This window comes from Marvinbryantia formatexigens DSM 14469, assembly GCF_025148285.1.
Taxonomy (GTDB): domain Bacteria; phylum Bacillota; class Clostridia; order Lachnospirales; family Lachnospiraceae; genus Marvinbryantia; species Marvinbryantia formatexigens.
In genome coordinates this window covers 74,907-92,440 of the sequence record NZ_CP102268.1, presented here as the reverse complement: position 1 = coordinate 92,440, position 17,534 = coordinate 74,907, and the positions used below count along the sequence as shown (strand labels likewise).

At 46.2% G+C, this 17,534-nt stretch carries 17 protein-coding genes; 14 read left to right on the top strand and 3 right to left on the bottom strand.

Annotation, left to right across the window (positions count from 1 at the left end; genetic code table 11):
- The first annotated feature begins 1 nt into the window (after window position 1).
- From NQ534_RS00450 to NQ534_RS00425, 6 genes are all read left to right on the top strand, one after another.
- Window positions 2-1,483: an ABC transporter ATP-binding protein gene (locus NQ534_RS00450; RefSeq protein WP_176944193.1), complete on the top strand. Its 1,482-nt coding sequence runs from the start codon at window positions 2-4 to the stop codon at window positions 1,481-1,483.
- Between the two features lies 1 nt (window position 1,484).
- Window positions 1,485-3,389 (top strand): ABC transporter ATP-binding protein, encoded by a 1,905-nt coding sequence (locus NQ534_RS00445; RefSeq protein ID WP_081455556.1) that lies wholly within the window; start codon window positions 1,485-1,487, stop codon window positions 3,387-3,389.
- Entirely contained in the window at window positions 3,390-5,117 is a 1,728-nt protein-coding gene (locus NQ534_RS00440) for an ABC transporter ATP-binding protein (protein WP_006860302.1), read from the top strand.
- 115 nt (window positions 5,118-5,232) lie between these two features.
- Window positions 5,233-6,270 (top strand): alpha/beta hydrolase, encoded by a 1,038-nt coding sequence (locus NQ534_RS00435; protein ID WP_006860303.1) that lies wholly within the window; start codon window positions 5,233-5,235, stop codon window positions 6,268-6,270.
- A 157-nt stretch (window positions 6,271-6,427) separates the two neighbouring features.
- Window positions 6,428-6,988 carry a flavin reductase family protein gene (locus NQ534_RS00430; RefSeq protein WP_040781721.1) on the top strand — a complete coding sequence of 187 codons (561 nt, stop codon included), beginning with the start codon at window positions 6,428-6,430 and terminating at the stop codon, window positions 6,986-6,988.
- 53 nt (window positions 6,989-7,041) lie between these two features.
- Complete coding sequence (locus NQ534_RS00425; RefSeq protein ID WP_006860305.1) at window positions 7,042-7,944, top strand: permease; 903 nt, start codon at window positions 7,042-7,044, stop codon at window positions 7,942-7,944.
- A gap of 46 nt (window positions 7,945-7,990) precedes the next feature.
- Here the strand turns inward: NQ534_RS00425 and NQ534_RS00420 are convergent, their stop codons facing one another.
- Entirely contained in the window at window positions 7,991-8,839 is an 849-nt protein-coding gene (locus NQ534_RS00420) for a LysR family transcriptional regulator (protein WP_006860306.1), read from the bottom strand.
- A 78-nt stretch (window positions 8,840-8,917) separates the two neighbouring features.
- Complete coding sequence (locus NQ534_RS00415; protein WP_006860307.1) at window positions 8,918-9,511, bottom strand: glycerol-3-phosphate acyltransferase; 594 nt, start codon at window positions 9,509-9,511, stop codon at window positions 8,918-8,920.
- 656 nt (window positions 9,512-10,167) lie between these two features.
- Between NQ534_RS00415 and NQ534_RS00410 the strand changes: the two genes are divergently transcribed.
- The 6 genes from NQ534_RS00410 (at window position 10,168) to NQ534_RS00390 (ending at window position 13,701) form a co-directional block, all read left to right on the top strand.
- Window positions 10,168-10,569: a pyridoxamine 5'-phosphate oxidase family protein gene (locus NQ534_RS00410; RefSeq protein ID WP_040781547.1), complete on the top strand. Its 402-nt coding sequence runs from the start codon at window positions 10,168-10,170 to the stop codon at window positions 10,567-10,569.
- An 11-nt stretch (window positions 10,570-10,580) separates the two neighbouring features.
- Window positions 10,581-10,943, top strand: coding sequence for a winged helix-turn-helix transcriptional regulator (locus tag NQ534_RS00405; protein WP_006860310.1), 363 nt, complete (start codon window positions 10,581-10,583; stop codon window positions 10,941-10,943).
- 60 nt (window positions 10,944-11,003) lie between these two features.
- Window positions 11,004-11,372: an ACT domain-containing protein gene (locus NQ534_RS00400; protein ID WP_006860311.1), complete on the top strand. Its 369-nt coding sequence runs from the start codon at window positions 11,004-11,006 to the stop codon at window positions 11,370-11,372.
- A 158-nt stretch (window positions 11,373-11,530) separates the two neighbouring features.
- Window positions 11,531-11,629 (top strand): rhodanese-like domain-containing protein, encoded by a 99-nt coding sequence (locus NQ534_RS21805; RefSeq protein ID WP_334290759.1) that lies wholly within the window; start codon window positions 11,531-11,533, stop codon window positions 11,627-11,629.
- Window positions 11,630-11,988: 359 nt separating this feature from the next.
- A complete protein-coding gene (locus NQ534_RS00395; protein ID WP_242655297.1) occupies window positions 11,989-12,828 on the top strand; it encodes a prolyl oligopeptidase family serine peptidase in 840 nt (279 codons plus the stop codon).
- A gap of 24 nt (window positions 12,829-12,852) precedes the next feature.
- Entirely contained in the window at window positions 12,853-13,701 is an 849-nt protein-coding gene (locus tag NQ534_RS00390) for an aldo/keto reductase (protein WP_006860314.1), read from the top strand.
- 86 nt (window positions 13,702-13,787) lie between these two features.
- Here the strand turns inward: NQ534_RS00390 and NQ534_RS00385 are convergent, their stop codons facing one another.
- Window positions 13,788-14,210: a PTH2-like family protein gene (locus NQ534_RS00385; protein ID WP_006860315.1), complete on the bottom strand. Its 423-nt coding sequence runs from the start codon at window positions 14,208-14,210 to the stop codon at window positions 13,788-13,790.
- Between the two features lie 406 nt (window positions 14,211-14,616).
- Between NQ534_RS00385 and NQ534_RS00380 the strand changes: the two genes are divergently transcribed.
- Both NQ534_RS00380 and NQ534_RS00375 read left to right on the top strand, forming a co-directional pair.
- Window positions 14,617-15,597: a helix-turn-helix domain-containing protein gene (locus NQ534_RS00380; protein WP_050778261.1), complete on the top strand. Its 981-nt coding sequence runs from the start codon at window positions 14,617-14,619 to the stop codon at window positions 15,595-15,597.
- Window positions 15,598-15,692: 95 nt separating this feature from the next.
- A complete protein-coding gene (locus NQ534_RS00375) occupies window positions 15,693-17,534 on the top strand; it encodes an ABC transporter ATP-binding protein (RefSeq protein WP_006860319.1) in 1,842 nt (613 codons plus the stop codon).

The following is a 17,534-nucleotide window of genomic DNA, read 5'->3' as shown; positions in this document are numbered from 1 at the left end:
GATGATTACATTTGAAAAGTTCTCTTTCCGATACGAAGAAAAGGACGAATTTACATTACAGGATATTAGCCTGACGGTACAGACAGGGGAATTCGTTTTATTGACAGGCAGGAGCGGATGCGGGAAAACTACCCTGATTCGCTGCCTGAACGGACTGATTCCGCATTTTTATCCCGGAGAGTCAAAGGGAGATATTCTGCTGGACGGACAATCTTTACTGGAACGGAAGCCCTCTGATTTAGCCGGTAAGGTGGGAACCGTATTCCAGGACCCGCGCTCGCAGTTTTTTATGACAGATACGACGCGGGAGCTTGCCTTTGGATGCGAGAATATGGGCTATTCCCGTGAAGAAACGATTGACCGTATCGCAAAGGCGGCGTTGGATTTAAAGCTGGCTGATTATTTGAACCGGAGTATTTTTGATTTGTCCAGCGGGGAAAAACAACAGATTGCCATTGGCTCTGTGTATGCCCTTTTGCCGAAGGTTTATATTTTTGATGAACCGTCCGCAAATCTGGATTATGCCGCCACAAAGCGGCTGGCGGAAATTATGAAAAGCCTGAAGGAGGATGGATACACCATTATCGTTGTAGAACACCGTTTTTATTATCTGCGGGAGCTGCTTGACCGGGCTTTTTTAATCCAGGATGGCAAACTGACGAGAACTTTTACAAAGGATGAATTCTGCTCACTGCCGGATGAAACCCGTATCCGGTATGGACTGCGTACCGTGTGGCCGGAGCGGGATGCCGGGCGGTATCAGAAAAAGGCTGCGCCGCGTGAGGGCAGCTGCACATTGAAAGTAAGGAACCTCTCTTTTGCATATAAGAAAGGACCGGATGTTTTAAGAAACATCAGTTTTGAAGCCCACCGGGGTGATGTGATCGGTATACTGGGGCATAACGGAGCCGGGAAAACCACCCTGCTCTCAATTATGACAGGGCTTCTGAAAGAGAAAACCGGAAGTATCTGTTATAACGAAAAAAAGCTGTCCCCGCGCCAGAGAAGAAGTCTGTCTTATCTTGTCATGCAGGATACTGATTATCAGCTCTTTGCCAGCAGCGTGGAGGAAGAATTGTCATTGGGAATGGAAAATGACTGCTCCGGGAAAGTTGCGGAGACTTTGGAAGCGCTGGAGCTTATCGAATACCGGGAGTGTCATCCGGCGTCCTTATCGGGAGGTCAGAAACAGCGGGTGACGATAGGTGCCGCCATTGTCAGGGACAGCCCGGTCATTTATTTTGACGAACCCACCAGCGGTCTTGATTACGATTCTATGGTGAGGGTAAGCCGTCTGATTGAGCAGCTTGCAGATGCCGGTGTGATTGTTTTCGTTGTGTCGCATGATTTTGAATTTATTACCCGCACCTGCTCGGAGGTATTGCGGCTTGACGGACAGGATTCGGTCAGCAGTCAGGTACTGACCTCCCCAGAAATTTTGCGGTCGCTTTCAAAACAATATGTTGAAGACTGGAGGCTTTGATATGTTCAAAAAAGTGTTTGAGTATGCCGGACCATACAGGAAAGACTTATACAGCGCAACCTTTATCGTGCTGCTCAGTGTCCTTATGGGGATACTTCCCTTTGTGCTGGCGTGTCAGATAATTTCACCGCTTGTCATGGGCAATACCATTGATACCGGTTATGTGACGGCGCGGGTAGCCGGCGTTCTGGTATGCCTCATCCTGCAGGCGGTTTTATATGGGTGGGGACTGGATGTTTCCCATAAGGCTGCGTACAATACGCTGCTCCGGCTCCGTACCTCTCTGCAGAAAAGATTTGAGCAGCTTCCTCTTGGATTTATCCAGGATAAGGGGACAGGTACGATAAAAAAGCTATTTGTAGATGATGTGGACAGCCTGGAAGTCCTGCTCGCCCACTCCCTGCCGGAGGGAATCGCAAATCTGATGATTCCGCTGGCTGTTTACATTGCCATGTTCTTTATCGACTGGAAGCTGGCGCTTTTATCCCTTGCCTCTGTTCCGGTGAGCGTACTGGCCATGATGATGATGTACTCTGTCGGTATGAAGAAAATGGGACCATACTATATGGCAGGGCAGAAAATGAATAATACCATTATTGAGTACGTTAACGGCATGGAGGTTGTGAAGGTATTCAATAAGGATGCGCAGTCCTATGAGCGCTTTCGCAAAGATGTTTCTGATTATCGGGATTATACGCTGGAATGGTATAAAGCGGCATGGCCGTGGATGGCAGTTTACAGCAGTCTTTTACCCTGTACGATCATTCTCACTTTGCCCTTAGGTGCATGGTTTGTTCTCTGTGGACTTTCGACGCTGCCGGATTTTATATTAATCCTTTGCCTGTCCCTCAGTATTGGTGTCCCTCTGCTGAAATCGCTGGGTTTTTTACCGACCATGCCCCAGCTTAACTATAAAATAGCGGCTTTGGAGCAGGTGTTGGAAACTGCGCCACTCAGGCAGACAGAGGATACTTTTCATGGAATGAATCATGATATTTGCTTTGACCATGTTACATTCGGATACAGGGTGAATTCCGCCGGAGACAGGAGACGCCCGGAGGATGCGTCCTGTGCAGAAAATGCTCCGGAGTGCAGGAAGGCGCAGTCCGGGGCGGACGGAAAACCGCCGGCGGCAATGGATGCAGTTATCACAGATGTCAGCTTTACGGCAAAGACCGGACAAAAAACGGCATTGGTCGGAGAATCCGGTTCCGGCAAAAGTACGCTGGCAAAACTGCTGATTCATTATTATGACCTTCAGCAGGGAACGATTTCCATCGGCGGACAGGACATAACAGAGATGAGCCTGGAGGCGCTGAACAGCCAGATTTCTTATGTGGCGCAGGATCAGTATCTGTTTAATACCTCCCTGCTTGAAAATATTCGCATGGGGCGGCCCGGCGCCACGGATGAAGAAGTCCTTGAAGCGGCGAAAAAAGCACAGTGCATGGAATTTCTTGAGAAGCTTCCGCAGGGGATTCACTCTATGGCGGGTGACGCCGGCAAAATGCTTTCCGGCGGGCAGCGCCAGCGTATTTCCCTGGCGCGGGCAATCCTGAAGAATGCCCCTATTGTAGTGCTTGACGAGGCGACCGCATACGCTGACCCGGAGAACGAGGAAAAAATGGAGGCTGCGATTGCGGAGCTTGTAAAGGGCAAGACCTTATTTGTAATCGCCCACAGACTTCCTGCAATTAGGGACGCCGGTCAGATTTGCGTCATAGAACATGGCAGGCTGGCGGCAGCAGGCACCCATGAAGAACTGCTTGAGCGCTGCGAAGAATACCAGAAGCTGTGGAAAGCGTCCCAGAGAAGCGCCGGGTGGAAAGTAACAACTGCAAACCCCGCAAGGGGATACCATGATGTCGTGAACAGCGCGACAAACAAAGGGGAGGAGGGAAAATAAATGCTGGCATTGTTTTCAAGGATTCTGAAACTCTCCGGCAGGTATAAAGGCCGGATTCAGGGAGCGTTCGTATGTGCTTTTCTGGAATCTATACTTGCAAAAATGCCTGTCTTTCTGGCGTTTCTCGTACTCTCCGGGTTCTATCAGAAAACATTGACCAAAGCCGGCTGCCTTTATATCGGGCTTGCTCTTGCTGCCGTGGTGGTTTTGCAGGCGCTCGTTCATTATCTCTGTGACCGTCTGCAGAGCGCCGCCGGATATATGATTTTTGCCGATAAGCGTATGGAGCTTGGCGGGCATCTTGGCAAATTGCCTATGGGGTATTTTACATCCGGCAATATCGGAAAAATCAGCTCTGTACTTGGCACCGATATGGTGTTCATTGAAGAAGCTGCCATGAGTACGCTGGGAAATATGATGAGCTATATGCTCTCTGCTTTTATTTTGCTGGTATTTATGTTCTTTCTGGACTGGCGGCCTGGTCTGATCGCGGCTGCTGTGACCCTGCTTGCGTCGGTAATTGCAAAAGGAATGAATAAAGTTTCCTTGAAAGAGGCAGCGGGCAGACAGGATCAAAGCGAACATCTGACGGATGCGGTACTCTCTTTTGCGGAGGGAATCGGCGTCATTAAAAGCTATAATCTGATTGGGGAAAAATCAGAAGAACTGACCGGGAATTTCAGACGGTCCAGGGATACATCGCTTGCCTTTGAGCGGAAAATGACCCCGTGGACAAGAGGGCTGAATATCTTATATGCAGTTGGAATTGCCGCGATTTTTGCGCTTTCCGTACAGCTTCAGTTAAGCGGCGGGCTCTCCCTGCCGTACCTTTGTGGAGTGCTGCTTTTTGTTTTTGATTTGTTCAGCCCGCTGAAGGCGCTGTATGGAGAGGCATCCCGCCTGACGGTTATGAACGCTGCGCTGGACCGTATTGAAGCAGTTTTAAATGAAACGGAGCTGCCAGATAAGGGGACAGCGCATATTCCGAGCGAAAGCTCCGGCTCACCGGAAATCTGTTTTGATCATGTGACCTTTGCCTACGAGGACAAGGAAGTCCTGCACAATATCAGCTTTTCCATGCAGAAGAATACCATGACCGCACTTGTGGGACCGTCTGGCGGCGGCAAATCCACGATTGCAAATCTTCTGGCGCGGTTTTGGGATGTAAAATCCGGCAAAGTGACAATCCGCGGGACAGATATCCGGGATGTGCCTCTCGCTGAACTGATGGAACAGATCAGCATGGTTTTCCAGAGGGTGTACCTGTTCCAGGATACCATTTACAATAATATCAGCATGGGAAAACCGGACGCTGCTGAGAAAGAAATCTATGAGGCTGCCAAAAAAGCCCGCTGCTATGATTTTATCATGGCGCTGCCGGATGGATTCCAGACAGTCGTCGGGGAGGGCGGCGCAACTCTGTCCGGCGGGGAAAAGCAGCGAATCTCTATTGCCCGCTGTATTTTGAAGGACGCGCCGATTATTATTCTGGATGAAGCTACTGCAAGTGTCGACACAGACAATGAAAGCTATATCCAGGAGGCAATCAATGAGCTGGTAAAGGGGAAAACATTGCTTGTGATCGCACACCGGCTGAATACTATCCGGGAGGCGGACCAGATTCTGGTGATTTCCGATGGACGAATCAGCGAACAGGGAACTCATGATGAGCTTATGGAAAAGGATGGAATTTATCGGGATTTTGTAGATATAAGGAAGAAATTTTAGATATAACCTCTGGGTATAAACTAATGAACGAATCGAGACTTCTTAAGGAGCCTCGATTTTTTTATACTATAGGTAACAAATGACAGAAAGCAGCTTGCGAAGGAGGAATACGTGCATGAAGCAGGCGATGGCAATGGGAATTCTGGCTGTTCTTTTTATGACGGCGCTGACTGCACGTGGAAATTCAGCCGAATCGGATGATTCCCAGGAGGGGCAGGATATGACAACGAACGCGATGGATGGGGAATATGAGCAAAAGGATATGGAAGGGGCATTGGCGACCGGTCTTTATATTGTTGATACCCCTATATCTGATGTCATAAGTGACCCTGTTTTCGGGGACTATGGCAGGCTTATCTTTCCGGTGGACGACTGGTACTATAGTGGAGACACGCTGGGTGATCTGCATCTGACCTATTACACGAATATTGACCCGGAGGAAACTGTGAAAATCGCGAATTATATGAAGGAACACGCCGCTTTGGGGGATACCATTTTTTATGAAATTTACACAGAGGAAGAGAAGGCGGCTGACCCGGAAAAAGAAGATACCGGGCTGTTTTTCTTTAAGGGGACACCGGGTGAACGATTCGCCGTCTGCAATGCGGGCGGGGCGTTTGCCTATGTGGGAGCCATGCAGGACAGCTTTCCCCACGCGCTGGAGCTTTCCAGACGGGGATATAACGCCTTTGCACTGATTTACCGGCCCGGTGCACAGACTGCCTGTGAAGATCTGGCGCGGGCGATTCAGTTTATTTTTGAACACGCGGAAGAACTGGAAGTAAACACAGACGGCTATTCCCTGTGGGGCGGCAGCGCCGGGGCCAGAATGGCGGCGTGGGTCGGTTCCTATGGAACGGCGGTCTTTGGCGCGGAAGACTTGCCCCAGCCCGCGGCAGTTATCATGCAATATACCGGTCTTAGCGAATACAGCAAAAGCGACCCGGCAACCTTTGCGACGGTGGGAGAAAGCGACGGCATTGCCAGCTGGCGGACGATGAAGCAGCGGCTTGACGGCATGAGCGCTCTGGGAATCGACACGGAATTTCATTCCTATCCGGGGCTTTCTCATGGTTTTGGTCTGGGAACCGGCACGGTGGCGGAGGGGTGGCTTGATGAGGCCGTTGCATTCTGGCAAAGGCAATTACAGTAACGGGGTGATGCACAGTATGCGCACAGATTATAGTACCTTGCCTGATTGGCACTGTACTTTTCCGGAGCTATCGTTTAAAATGGATTTGAAAGCAGATGAGCTGGATATTGGATACAGTGAAATTATTAATAATAAAAATAAACAGGAGGACAATGCAATGTCAGTAAGAAAAAATTTTGGAGCAAAACCGTTTCTTTTCCCACAGCCGGTTCTGATTATCGGTACTTATGATGAAAATGGGAAGGCAAATGCCATGAACGCCGCCTGGGGCGGCATCGTGGGCAGGGATGAGATTATCATCGACCTCTCCAGACATAAGACCACGGAAAACCTTCTGGTGACCAGAGCATTTACTGTGAGTGCGGCAGATGCAGAGCATATGGTTGCCTGTGATTACGTGGGGCTTGTATCTGGAAGCAAGGAGCCGGATAAAATGGAGAAAGCAGGCTTTACCACGACAAAAAGCAGCTTTGTCAACGCTCCGGTTATCAACGAGCTTCCGGTAACTCTGGAATGTGAGCTTGTGAAAGTGATTGACGATAGTAAGTATCTGGGACGAATCGTCAATGTCAGCGTGGATGAACGGGTACTTGGCGAGGACGGAGAAATCAGTCTGGATCTGTTCAGTCCGATTATTTTCGATACGGTGCATTATGGTTACTACAGACTGGGCGAACGCGTTGGCAATGCTTTCAAAGACGGAGCGCAGTTGAAATAAGTGAAACGGAGAAATCATATGAAAATCAGAAACAAAGCAGATGGTTAGCATCGATGATTGACATTCTGCACCGGGAGTTTGTATATCTCTGGTACTATTTTGATGTACAGCTGCGGCAGATTTTCTGGTACTGGGTTCTTGGTATTGTATTGGGTTCCTGTGTTTCTGTTTTTCTGAAGGACAGGATTCACGGCATCCTGCGTTCCATGAGTGAAAGCAGGATGGGGCTTGTGGGAATTGTACCTGCAAGCCTCCTTGGGATTGCCTCGCCCCTTTGTATGTATGGAACGATTCCGCTGGCGGCTTCTTTTTCAAGAAGCGGGATGCGGGATGAATGGCTGGCGTCCTTCATGATGTGTTCCATCCTGCTGAACCCACAGCTTATTATTTACAGCACGGCGCTGGGAACGACGGCTCTGGCAGTCCGCATCGTGTCCTGCTTTATCTGCGGAATCGTGGCGGGATTGTTGATCCACTTCTTTTGCAGGGAAAAGCCGTTTTTCAATTTTGCAGGCTTTGAGGAGCCTCATAATCACGACACGGATCCAAATCTGTTTCTGCGTCTGATAAAAAATATCGGGCGGAATATCCGGGCGACGGGTCTTTATTTCCTGTTCGGCGTGTTTTTGTCCGCGGTGTTCCAGCGCTATGTGCCGGAGGATCTGATGACGACCTTCTTCGGCGGCAACGAGGCGTTCGGTGTCCTGATGGCTGCGACTATTGGCGTGCCGCTGTATGCCTGCGGCGGAGGAACCATTCCTCTTTTGCAGGCATGGCTGATGGATGGGATGAGCATGGGCAGCGCGGCGGCGTTTATGATTACCGGACCGTCCACCAAGATTACAAATCTGGGAGCGCTGAAAATCGTTCTGGGAATCAGAAATTTTGTAATTTATATTGTATTTGTGATGATATTTTCCCTTGCCACCGGGCTGGTGGTAAATCTTCTGGTATAGGCATCCGGAAAAATGAATGCATCTGCGTTACGGTATGCCCGGATAGTTATACCATGCGCTGACCCGGCAGATATGCCTTATGAGATTTATGTACACAGCAATAAAAGGTGATATGGGCTTCCGGGTCGAGGATGGGAAGTGCCAGACGGTTGGTCCGTTCTGCCCATCGTTTGCTGTGCTTTAAGGTCAGATTGGAGGCAAAGGCAGGAAGTGCGGAAGCCTGAACGAGCGCTGAAAAGGCTTCATCCTGGTCCTGGCGAATAAAGTGTGTCTGTGGCATTTTCGAGATTACCCGTTCTTCCCAGATACCGATTTCATTGAGCAGCAGCATAGTTTCCCCTGCCAGGTCATCCAGATAAATGCCTTCTTTGCAGCCTGCAAGGGGATGGGCGGGAGGAACGGTGAGGCAAAGCTCCTCCGTACAAAGCGGACGGCAGAGAATGTCCGGGGCAGTTACCTCCCGGTCGGTAATGATGACCTGGTAGGTACCCTTTTCCAATCCAGGGAGCAAACGTCCGGAAGCAGTTGTTTCAGAGTTCAGAGCCATTCCATAGAAACGCTCTGTCAGTTCCGGGAGCAATTCCAGTAAAGGACCGGGAGCGCAGGAACCGATGGAAATGGTGCGAAGGCTCCGCTCATAAGCCTGGACTGCATCGGTCATTGTATTTACATCGTCCAGAATCCGTCTGGCGTGCTGGACGGCAAGCTCTCCGGTCTTATTCAGCGTGATTTTATTTTTTTGCCGGTCAAACAGAGTCACATTCCACTCGGCTTCCAGCTTCTGCATGGAACGTGTAAGCGCAGGCTGAGAGATATGAACAATCTCGGCAGCTTTTGACAGTGTGCCGGTATCGGCAATGGCAACCAGCTGGTAAAACTGATTTAATTCGGCCATGACAGATCCTCCTTTGCAGTATGTTTTCAGATTAGCAGTTCTTTTGCCCCATGCAGATGAAAGTACAGAACATACTTTTCATCGGAATTTCTTAGGTTCTTTTCCATGAATGATTCGTATTAGTCCATGATAGTGTTTTGTGAGCATAATGAGAGAAGCAAGAATTAAAATACATCCGCCAATAGTACCTTTTTGCCAAAAAGCAAATGGTATGGCAATCAGAGGAATCAGAATAGCTCCAAGAGGCAGGTATCCCGTTAATAATGTAATGATACCGCCAGCCAGACAGCACAGAGTTCCCCATAATGGCATCCATACAATCAGCCAGGTACATGTAACAGTTACTCCTTTCCCGCCGTGAAATTTCCGCCAGAAAGGGTAATTATGTCCGAGAACCCCGCCAAACCCAGTATATAGAATAATCTGGTCCGTATTTGTCCGCCCTGTGATTATCCACACGAGAAGCATCGCGATAAGTATTTTTAAAATATCACCGATAAGGACGAGAAATCCCTGTTTTTTCCCAATCTGTGACATGACATTCGCCATTCCCGGATTGCCGGTTCCGACGGAGCGTATGCTTTTTCCAAGATATTTATAAGATACTGCTTCTGCGGTTAAAAAGCTGCCAAATAGATATCCAGTCACTAAGGATAGTATTATGATTTTCATAAAATACCTCTTACTTCATAAAGATTGATATTTTTTCATTTCATGTAGGAAATGCCGCACATTTTACAGAACATCCCCGCAATACTCCCTGCATCTTCTTTAGAATTGTAATTTCGGTAGTATTATTTTAACAGAATATATGAGTTTGTCAACGTTGACCGTTTTCTTTGTTTTAATACCTGAAATATTTCAGTCTGTATTTATGTATTCAGCTTATTTTGTTTAGGGGTTCTGCCAATGTTGGTATATCCTGTGCAAAGACATATTCCGTCATATAAGAATAAGGGGCGTGACGGACAGGTGCAGTCAGAAAAGAGCTGATTGACCTTGCTGGATAGGAATAGAAAACACAGGAAAAGTATGATAGAATGGAAGCATCAACAAATCGAAATTTGAAAGGAGGAATTGAAAATGCTTTTTGTTTTTTTTAGTGCGGCATTTTCATGGATATTACTGGGATTATTTGTTGCATTTGCCTGTGCCTGTTTGGGTAAAAAGAAAGGTTAAATTCGGAATTTGTAGAGATAATAAATCAATTTACATGGGTATTCTCAAAGATACCAGGTATCAAAAATAATCGTACTTGATAGATTGTCTTAGCGGTCATATAATTATATTAGTTCAAAAATATGACCAACAATAAGGAGGATACCACTATGACAAATATTGAAAAAGTAAACAGTTTTTTAGATGAGGCAAAAACATTTTATTTTCTAACTATAGATGGTGATAAGCCAAAGGGGCGTCCGTTTGGTTTCCATATGTTAGATGATGGTAAATTATATTTTGGATGTGGTACATTCAAAAATGTTTTTTCACAGCTGATGAAAAATCCACATGTTGAGGTATTGGCGGCTCGCGGTAATGAGTTTATGCGTTATGATGGAACTGTAAAGATTGTGAAAGATGAAGCTCTTTTGGAAAAGGTGCGTACAGCAATGCCGCAGATTATGAGCCTGTATGATAAGAATGGCTGGGAGATGGGAATGTTCTATCTCGAAAATGGTCATGCGGAGATTCGTGGAATGCTGGATTTAAAGGATGAATTTGATGTATAAGAGGTAATGAGATGGAGAGATTATTTGAAACGGATTCGACAATGGAAGAACGCTTTGGGAAATGTCCTTATGCGACAGCACAGAGCCTGATTTCGGGAAAATGGGCTGTTTTAATCATGCACTATTTGGAAGATGGTCCCATCCGTTTCAATGGTCTTTTACGTCTTATGCCAAAGATGACACATGCGACATTGTCTGTTCAGTTAAAAGCATTGGTAGATAATGGATTGGTGGAGCGAAAGCAATACGAGTCTATTCCGCCAAAAGTGGAATATTCTCTGACAGAGATTGGAAAAAAGTTTCATCCGGTAATAGAGGCATTGCAAAACTGGGGGCAGGAATATATTGAATTTTTGCAGAAAGATAAGGAGTAGTCTATTCTTTAGATATTTTTGTTTAACAAGAATAGAAAAGCAGATGAGAGGTATGTTAGTATGGAGATAAAAAAGATACATCAAGACTTTTCAGTATGTCAGGTGGAAGATTATTCACTTGTAAACTTAGATTCGGAATACAATTTTATTGGAAAAACCGATGAGGAAAAATCCTTGGTATGCATTACAAGTGAAGTCCCGGCAAATACGATTAAACGTAATGATGGCTGGAAAGCTTTTCGTATTCAGGGAATTTTGGATTTTTCACTAATTGGAATACTGGCTAAAATTGCTGCTGTTTTAGCTGAGAAAGGGATTTCGATTTTTGCAGTATCCACCTATAACACAGACTATGTATTGATAAAAAAGGAAAATTATCAAAATGGACTGGAAGTTCTTTATGCTGCAGGATATAAGATTATTGATTGAGAACTTCCAACTTGTAGAGTTGGAAAACTTCCTGTTTACCGCTTTTATCCGAACCGGCAGAGCCGGACGGTAGAAGCAATTTGTAAAATGATAGAAAAACATGAAAACGACGAAGAGGAGAAATCAGCTATGGGATACCAGTAGATTAGAAGATACTGGTGTACTGCAGAAGCGGCAGGCGCAGTAAGCAGGCAGCCCGGAAACTGGCAGATATGGGATATGAGAATGTGCTGGAATTTGGCGGCATTCTGGATTGACCTTATAAAGAAATGGTGGAATAGAAAAAAGAGAAATTATATATCATCGGGACGGTATAAACGGGGATTTTGAAACAGGAATTTGATGAGAGACAGGAGCCAACAGGCGGTATAGCAGAATGCCATCTGCTGGCTTTTTCTTTGCTCAAAAACAGAAAGTGATGTCGAAATTGTTTGAAAATATAGTATGCGCATAGATTATAGTGAATTGACGAATCGGCATTGTACTTTTCCAGAGCCATCAGCTAAAATGTATTTGAAAACAGGGAAACAAAAAAATCCAAAGGCACGTTATAGAAATGAACATATTTCTCTACAGGAAATTATAGCATCCAATGGACTACAGGAGGATGGCGAACATGAAGAAAACTAAAATTTCAGCCGGGCTGGCGGCGCTGTTTCTGGCAGCTTTCGTAACAGTCTGCGGACAGCCGGAAGCTTTGGCGAAGGACACATTTGTTCCGTCAGAAACAACTGCACAGGAAACAGAAAGCATATCCGGGCGTGTTACGGCGGGAACCGAAGAATATAGTGGATTTTTGATGGACAATGTGCTTCATTCGGAAAACGACGGAGATATCCATTATCACATTTATATTCCGGATAGCTATGACGGAAGTGAATCTTATGCCTTATTTGTTACTCTGCCCGGATATGAAGGACTGTATTTCCAGGGGGTGGGCGTGAACCTGGAATCAGAGGACTTTGCCTTTGAAGCGCAGAAGTATAATGAGAATATGATTATTGCCGCGCCGCAGCTTAACGACTGGGGAGAAACATCGGCAGACCAGACCATAGCCCTGATACGTTATCTTCTGCAGCGGTACAACATAGATACCGGCCGGGTCTATGCCAACGGCTATTCCGGTGGCGGCGAAACCATGTCGCTGGTGCTGGAAAAGGCACCGGAACTGTTCACTGCATATCTGCATTGCAGCTCCAGATGGGATGGGGATTATGAGCCGGTGGTGGAAAAACGTCTGCCGGTCTATCTGGCTATCGGTGAGGATGATGAATACTATGGCTCCGGACCGACAAGAGAAGCGTATGAATCCCTGCGGAATCTGTATCTGGAGCAGGGACTCTCAGAGACAGAAATCGATCATCTTCTGGTGCTGGACATCAAAGACAGCTCGTATTTCACCGAACGCGGAATCAGCAACCAGCATGGAGGCGGCGCAGAGTACGTTCACACATAAGTGCTCACAGTAAGGAGGATACGTATGGAGTATATTACGCTGAATAATGGGGTAAAGATGCCCCAGGAAGGGTACGGCGTGTTTCAGATTCCGTCGGAGGAATGCGAAAAATGTGTCAGTGACGCGCTTTCCGTTGGATACCGGTTGTTTGATACGGCGTCTGCCTATGGAAATGAGGAGGGTGTGGGAGCCACAATTAAAAAATCCGGTATTCCCCGCGAAAAATTATTCATTACCACGAAGCTGTGGGTGCAGGATGCCAGCTATGAAGGGGCGAAAAAAGCTGCTGTGGATTCCATGAAGCGGCTGGGACTGGATTATCTGGATTTGTACCTGATTCACCAGCCGTTCGGGGATTACTACGGCGCATGGCGGGCAATGGAAGAAATGTACCGGGAGGGAAGCATCCGTGCCATCGGGGTCTGTAACTTTGATGAGGCCCGTCTGGTAGATTTGTGCGCGAACCACGAAATACAGCCGGCAGTCAACCAGGTGGAAATCCATCCGTTTTATCAGCAGGCTTCCGCCATTCAGACCATGAAACGATACAGGGTACAGCCGGAGGCATGGGGACCTCTTTCGGAAGGGCAGCGAAATATCTTCCGGCATCGTCTTCTGAGCAAAATCGCTGCCAGGTACCAAAAGAGCACGGCGCAGATTATTTTACGATGGAATATACAAAGAGGTGTTGTTGTCATTCCCAAAACCGCCCGGAAGGAGCGGATGGAGGAAAACTTAAACATCTGGGATTTTGCTCTGGACAGGAAAGATATGGACGCGATTGCGACACTGGACATCGGACACAGTGAGATTATCAACCACTATTCCTCCAGTACGGCAAGAGCTTTGAATGCCATGAAAATCCACGCATAATGTCCCTGTGGAGCAGGATAATGACGCGCGTCCGGAGCTGATATCACATATTGAAAATCTTGAAATGATAAACTGCTGGGATATTTCTATCGCAGCAGCGGCATACTGCCTGTAAGTTTGTTGACTTTTTTCTTAGGACCGCAGATGGCAAGACCGAAGTATTGCAGAGTGCTTTCTGACGCGTTCCCCATTTTTGAAATAAATTCATCATAGGTCTTACAGCCCTGTGCCAGATTGGAAAAGTCAACCACGGTCAAATCCTGAAAGGCGGGTTGATAGAGCTTTTCACGGATTGCTTTGATGATTTCCGGTGAGCCTTTTAAAATTGGTACGGGAAATTCTATGATGCCGAGATGCTCGTTTCCGCTCTGGTCTGTAACATTTACACCGACTACCTCCGGCATCTCTTTTCCCAGGGTGATTCCCATAATAGCCGCCGTGTTTGCAATAATGCCAGGCGGCAGATTTTCGTCAATGACCATGACGCATTTTTCATTCTGTAAATCCATTTCAGATTACCTCCCTTGCTGGCTATCATTGTAGCATTTTAAAATGCAAAAGGCTTGTAAAATATCTTCATTTTTTATGACTCACTGGCGTGGTGCCTTTGGATATGGTATGCTGCTGGCAATCAAACTGGCGGAGGTACGGGTATGGAAGAACAGAAGAATCCATTATTCTGAACCTGCTGGAGAATATACCAGACTTCCCTTTGGAGAAAGCGGAGAGAATAGCAAAAACGGAAAATACGGACAGTTGAAAGAATGAGGCTGATAGAGGATATCTGGAAAATAGATGTGACTATCGGTCTTTTTCACTTATATATTTGGGCTATTTCTTGCGATTTCCTGCCATATATGTTATTCTTGGCATGATAGTAAGTATCAGCTGATTACTGTTTATGGAGGCATTATTATGGGAAAATATAATCCGGACTGGTATGGGACCCAGGCTAAGGTCATCGAACAGGATGAAAACTGTATGGTCATTGACTATGGTTGTAAAGGACATGGTACTGTTACAAATTATTTTCTTTTTGATGGTATTCAAGTATGCTTTCTGGATTTTGACACAGAAGGGAATTTTCCAGCTCAAAAATTTAATCCGGACATTATTCAGATAACCCATTGCAGATATGGGCGATATGAATGCGAGTTCCCTAATCATACGGTATCGTATTTACCGGAGGGTTATTTTAGCGTATCGGGAACACATTATCTGCCTGTGTCATTTTCATTTCCGCTAAAAAAATGTTATGCACTTAGCCTTGTGATCGACAAACGGGCATTATCAGAAAGTGTCCGCCGGATGATGCAGGCTATTCCAATCAATCTTGACAGTATAGGGTCAACGCTGGAAATTGAAAAAAACTGGTATCTGAGTACGACCCCACCGAAGCTGCAGAATCTTTTTTCTGAAATGTATGAAGCAAAGGGTATCGAGCAGGCAGCCTATTTTAAGATTAAAGCAGTGGAATTGCTTTATCATATGAATCAGTTGACACAGAATCACGGCTGCGATTTCAAATATTTCGACAAAGGTCAAATCCGGACCACAAAGGAAATTTGGGGATATATGATCTCGCATCTGGAAGAAAAGCACTCATTAGAGGATCTGACCCGAAAATACAAAATTAATCTTTCACTGTTTCATATGGTTTTCAGCCAGATTTACGGTGATACACCGTACTCCTGTTTGAAGAAATATAAGATGAACATAGCTGCCGGGCGTCTTCTGGATAGTGAGGATAAAATTGGAGAAATTGCTATAGATTTGGGGTACAGCAACGCCAGTAAGTTTGCAAAGGCATTCCAGTCAGTCTACGGCGAACTGCCAAAAGATTATCGCAAAAATAAAAAGGAGTATGAACGGGCTATTTTCGGGAATTTACGATAGGCATGGAGTAGAAGAAAACTGAGAAATCATTAAAATTAGTGGTGGAGTTAGAAAATACTAACCCCACCACATTTTTTATTAGGAGGATTTGTGTTATGGCGAATACAAAAACAAAGCAAGCTAAGCCGAAAACAGGCTTGGCCCGATGCATGGAATTAGCCTCAAATAAGAAAGGATTGGTTTTTCTTGCTGCGCTTCTTTCTTCTTTGGCTGCGATTGCATCGTTTATACCGTACATTGCGGTGTATTTTATTATCCGCTCTATCATTCAGGTTTACCCTGCACTGGAACAACTGGACATTGGAGCGGTCACAGGTTACGCATGGATGGCGTTGGGCGGGATCATCGCCAATATCCTGCTGTATTTTCTGGCTATTTTCAGTTCCCACCTGGCAGCATTTGGAACGTTGTACGAGTTGAAGGTTCACTTTGCGGATCATATTACGAAGATCCCGCTGGGGTATCACCTGAAAATAGGCAGCGGGCGGCTTCGTAAAATTATGGATGAAAACATTGAGAGCGTGGAGGGATTTATCGCTCACCAGTTCCCTGATTTTGTTGCATCTGTCACAGCTCCCATTGTTATGGTGATTTTGCTGCTCGTTGTGGACTGGCGGTTTGGTCTGGCCTCTCTGGTTGGAATCATACTTGCCTTTGCTGCTGAGTTTATGGGATTTGGCAGCGGCGCCATGAAAGAGAATATGGGCAAATATCAGACTGCTCTCGAAGAAATGAACAACGCATCCGTTGAGTATGTGCGTGGTATGTCGGTTGTCAAAGCATTTAACCAAACGGCTTCTTCTTTTAAGCGTTTGAAAGATGCGATTAGCCAGTATACCGAATGGGTGTTAAAGTTCTCGCTTGGATGGCAGAATTTCATGCCAGCTTTTACAACGATTATAAATAATATTTATCTGATTCTTATTCCGGTTGGCATTTTCATTGGTACCCGTACAACGGATTATAAGACCTTTGCAATGACGTTTATTTTCTATCTGCTGTTTGTACCGGCGATTTCCGGTATTCTGAACAAGATCATGTATATCTCAGAATCCTTTATGCAGATAGATGAAAACGTGGCTCGCATGGACGAGATTCTGAACATACCGGAAATGCCAGAAACCACACAACCGAAAAAGCCGGATAATGACGATGTCATCTTTGAAAATGTCGGTTTCTCCTATACCGGAAAAGAAGCGGAGTTGGCACTCGAACAGGTATCCTTTACCGCAAGGCAGGGACAGATCACAGCGATTGTCGGTCCGTCCGGTGGCGGTAAAAGTACCATTGCCAATCTGATCTCAAGATTTTGGGATGTGACGGATGGCTCTGTAAAGATTGGTGGCGTGGACATTCGGGATATGGCCCAGGATGACTTGATGCGCCATGTCAGCTTTGTGTTCCAGGATATTTTCCTGTTTAAGCAGAGTATTTTGGACAATATCCGTATGGGCAATTCGGGTGCAACGGAAGAACAGGTCATTGAAGCAGCCAAGGCCGCGCAATGCCATGAGTTCATTTCCAAACTGCCGGACGGTTATCACACAGTTGTTGGAACCAAAGGGATTCATCTCTCAGGCGGTGAGCGTCAGCGTATAGCCATTGCCAGAGCAATCATCAAAGATTCTCCGATTATCGTCCTTGATGAAGCAACTGCTTTCAGCGATCCAGAAAATGAGTACCTGATTCAGAAAGCTTTTGAAAAATTGATGCAGGGCAAGACGGTCATTATTATTGCTCACCGACTTTCCACGATCCGTAATGCGGATAAGATTATTGTCATGGAAAAGGGCCATCTGGTAGAGGAAGGCAAACATGACCAGCTCGTTGCTGCTGGAGGACGTTACGCACAGATGTGGAACCACTACACAGAAGCGGTTGACTGGAAAATTGGCGGAAACCCTAAAGGATACCACTATGCCATTCGGCAGAAATAA

Coding starts and splice junctions, on each gene's coding strand:
- NQ534_RS00390 (WP_006860314.1), top strand. CDS start 12,853: ATGGAGTATATTACGCTGAATAATGGGGTAAAGATGCCCCAGGAAGGG.
- NQ534_RS00395 (WP_242655297.1), top strand. CDS start 11,989: ATGAAGAAAACTAAAATTTCAGCCGGGCTGGCGGCGCTGTTTCTGGCA.
- NQ534_RS00445 (WP_081455556.1), top strand. CDS start 1,485: ATGTTCAAAAAAGTGTTTGAGTATGCCGGACCATACAGGAAAGACTTA.
- NQ534_RS00375 (WP_006860319.1), top strand. CDS start 15,693: ATGGCGAATACAAAAACAAAGCAAGCTAAGCCGAAAACAGGCTTGGCC.
- NQ534_RS00385 (WP_006860315.1), bottom strand. CDS start 14,210: ATGGATTTACAGAATGAAAAATGCGTCATGGTCATTGACGAAAATCTG.
- NQ534_RS00425 (WP_006860305.1), top strand. CDS start 7,042: ATGATTGACATTCTGCACCGGGAGTTTGTATATCTCTGGTACTATTTT.
- NQ534_RS00435 (WP_006860303.1), top strand. CDS start 5,233: ATGAAGCAGGCGATGGCAATGGGAATTCTGGCTGTTCTTTTTATGACG.
- NQ534_RS00405 (WP_006860310.1), top strand. CDS start 10,581: ATGGAGAGATTATTTGAAACGGATTCGACAATGGAAGAACGCTTTGGG.
- NQ534_RS00380 (WP_050778261.1), top strand. CDS start 14,617: ATGGGAAAATATAATCCGGACTGGTATGGGACCCAGGCTAAGGTCATC.
- NQ534_RS00400 (WP_006860311.1), top strand. CDS start 11,004: ATGGAGATAAAAAAGATACATCAAGACTTTTCAGTATGTCAGGTGGAA.
- NQ534_RS00430 (WP_040781721.1), top strand. CDS start 6,428: ATGTCAGTAAGAAAAAATTTTGGAGCAAAACCGTTTCTTTTCCCACAG.
- NQ534_RS00440 (WP_006860302.1), top strand. CDS start 3,390: ATGCTGGCATTGTTTTCAAGGATTCTGAAACTCTCCGGCAGGTATAAA.
- NQ534_RS00420 (WP_006860306.1), bottom strand. CDS start 8,839: ATGGCCGAATTAAATCAGTTTTACCAGCTGGTTGCCATTGCCGATACC.
- NQ534_RS00415 (WP_006860307.1), bottom strand. CDS start 9,511: ATGAAAATCATAATACTATCCTTAGTGACTGGATATCTATTTGGCAGC.
- NQ534_RS00450 (WP_176944193.1), top strand. CDS start 2: ATGATTACATTTGAAAAGTTCTCTTTCCGATACGAAGAAAAGGACGAA.
- NQ534_RS00410 (WP_040781547.1), top strand. CDS start 10,168: ATGACAAATATTGAAAAAGTAAACAGTTTTTTAGATGAGGCAAAAACA.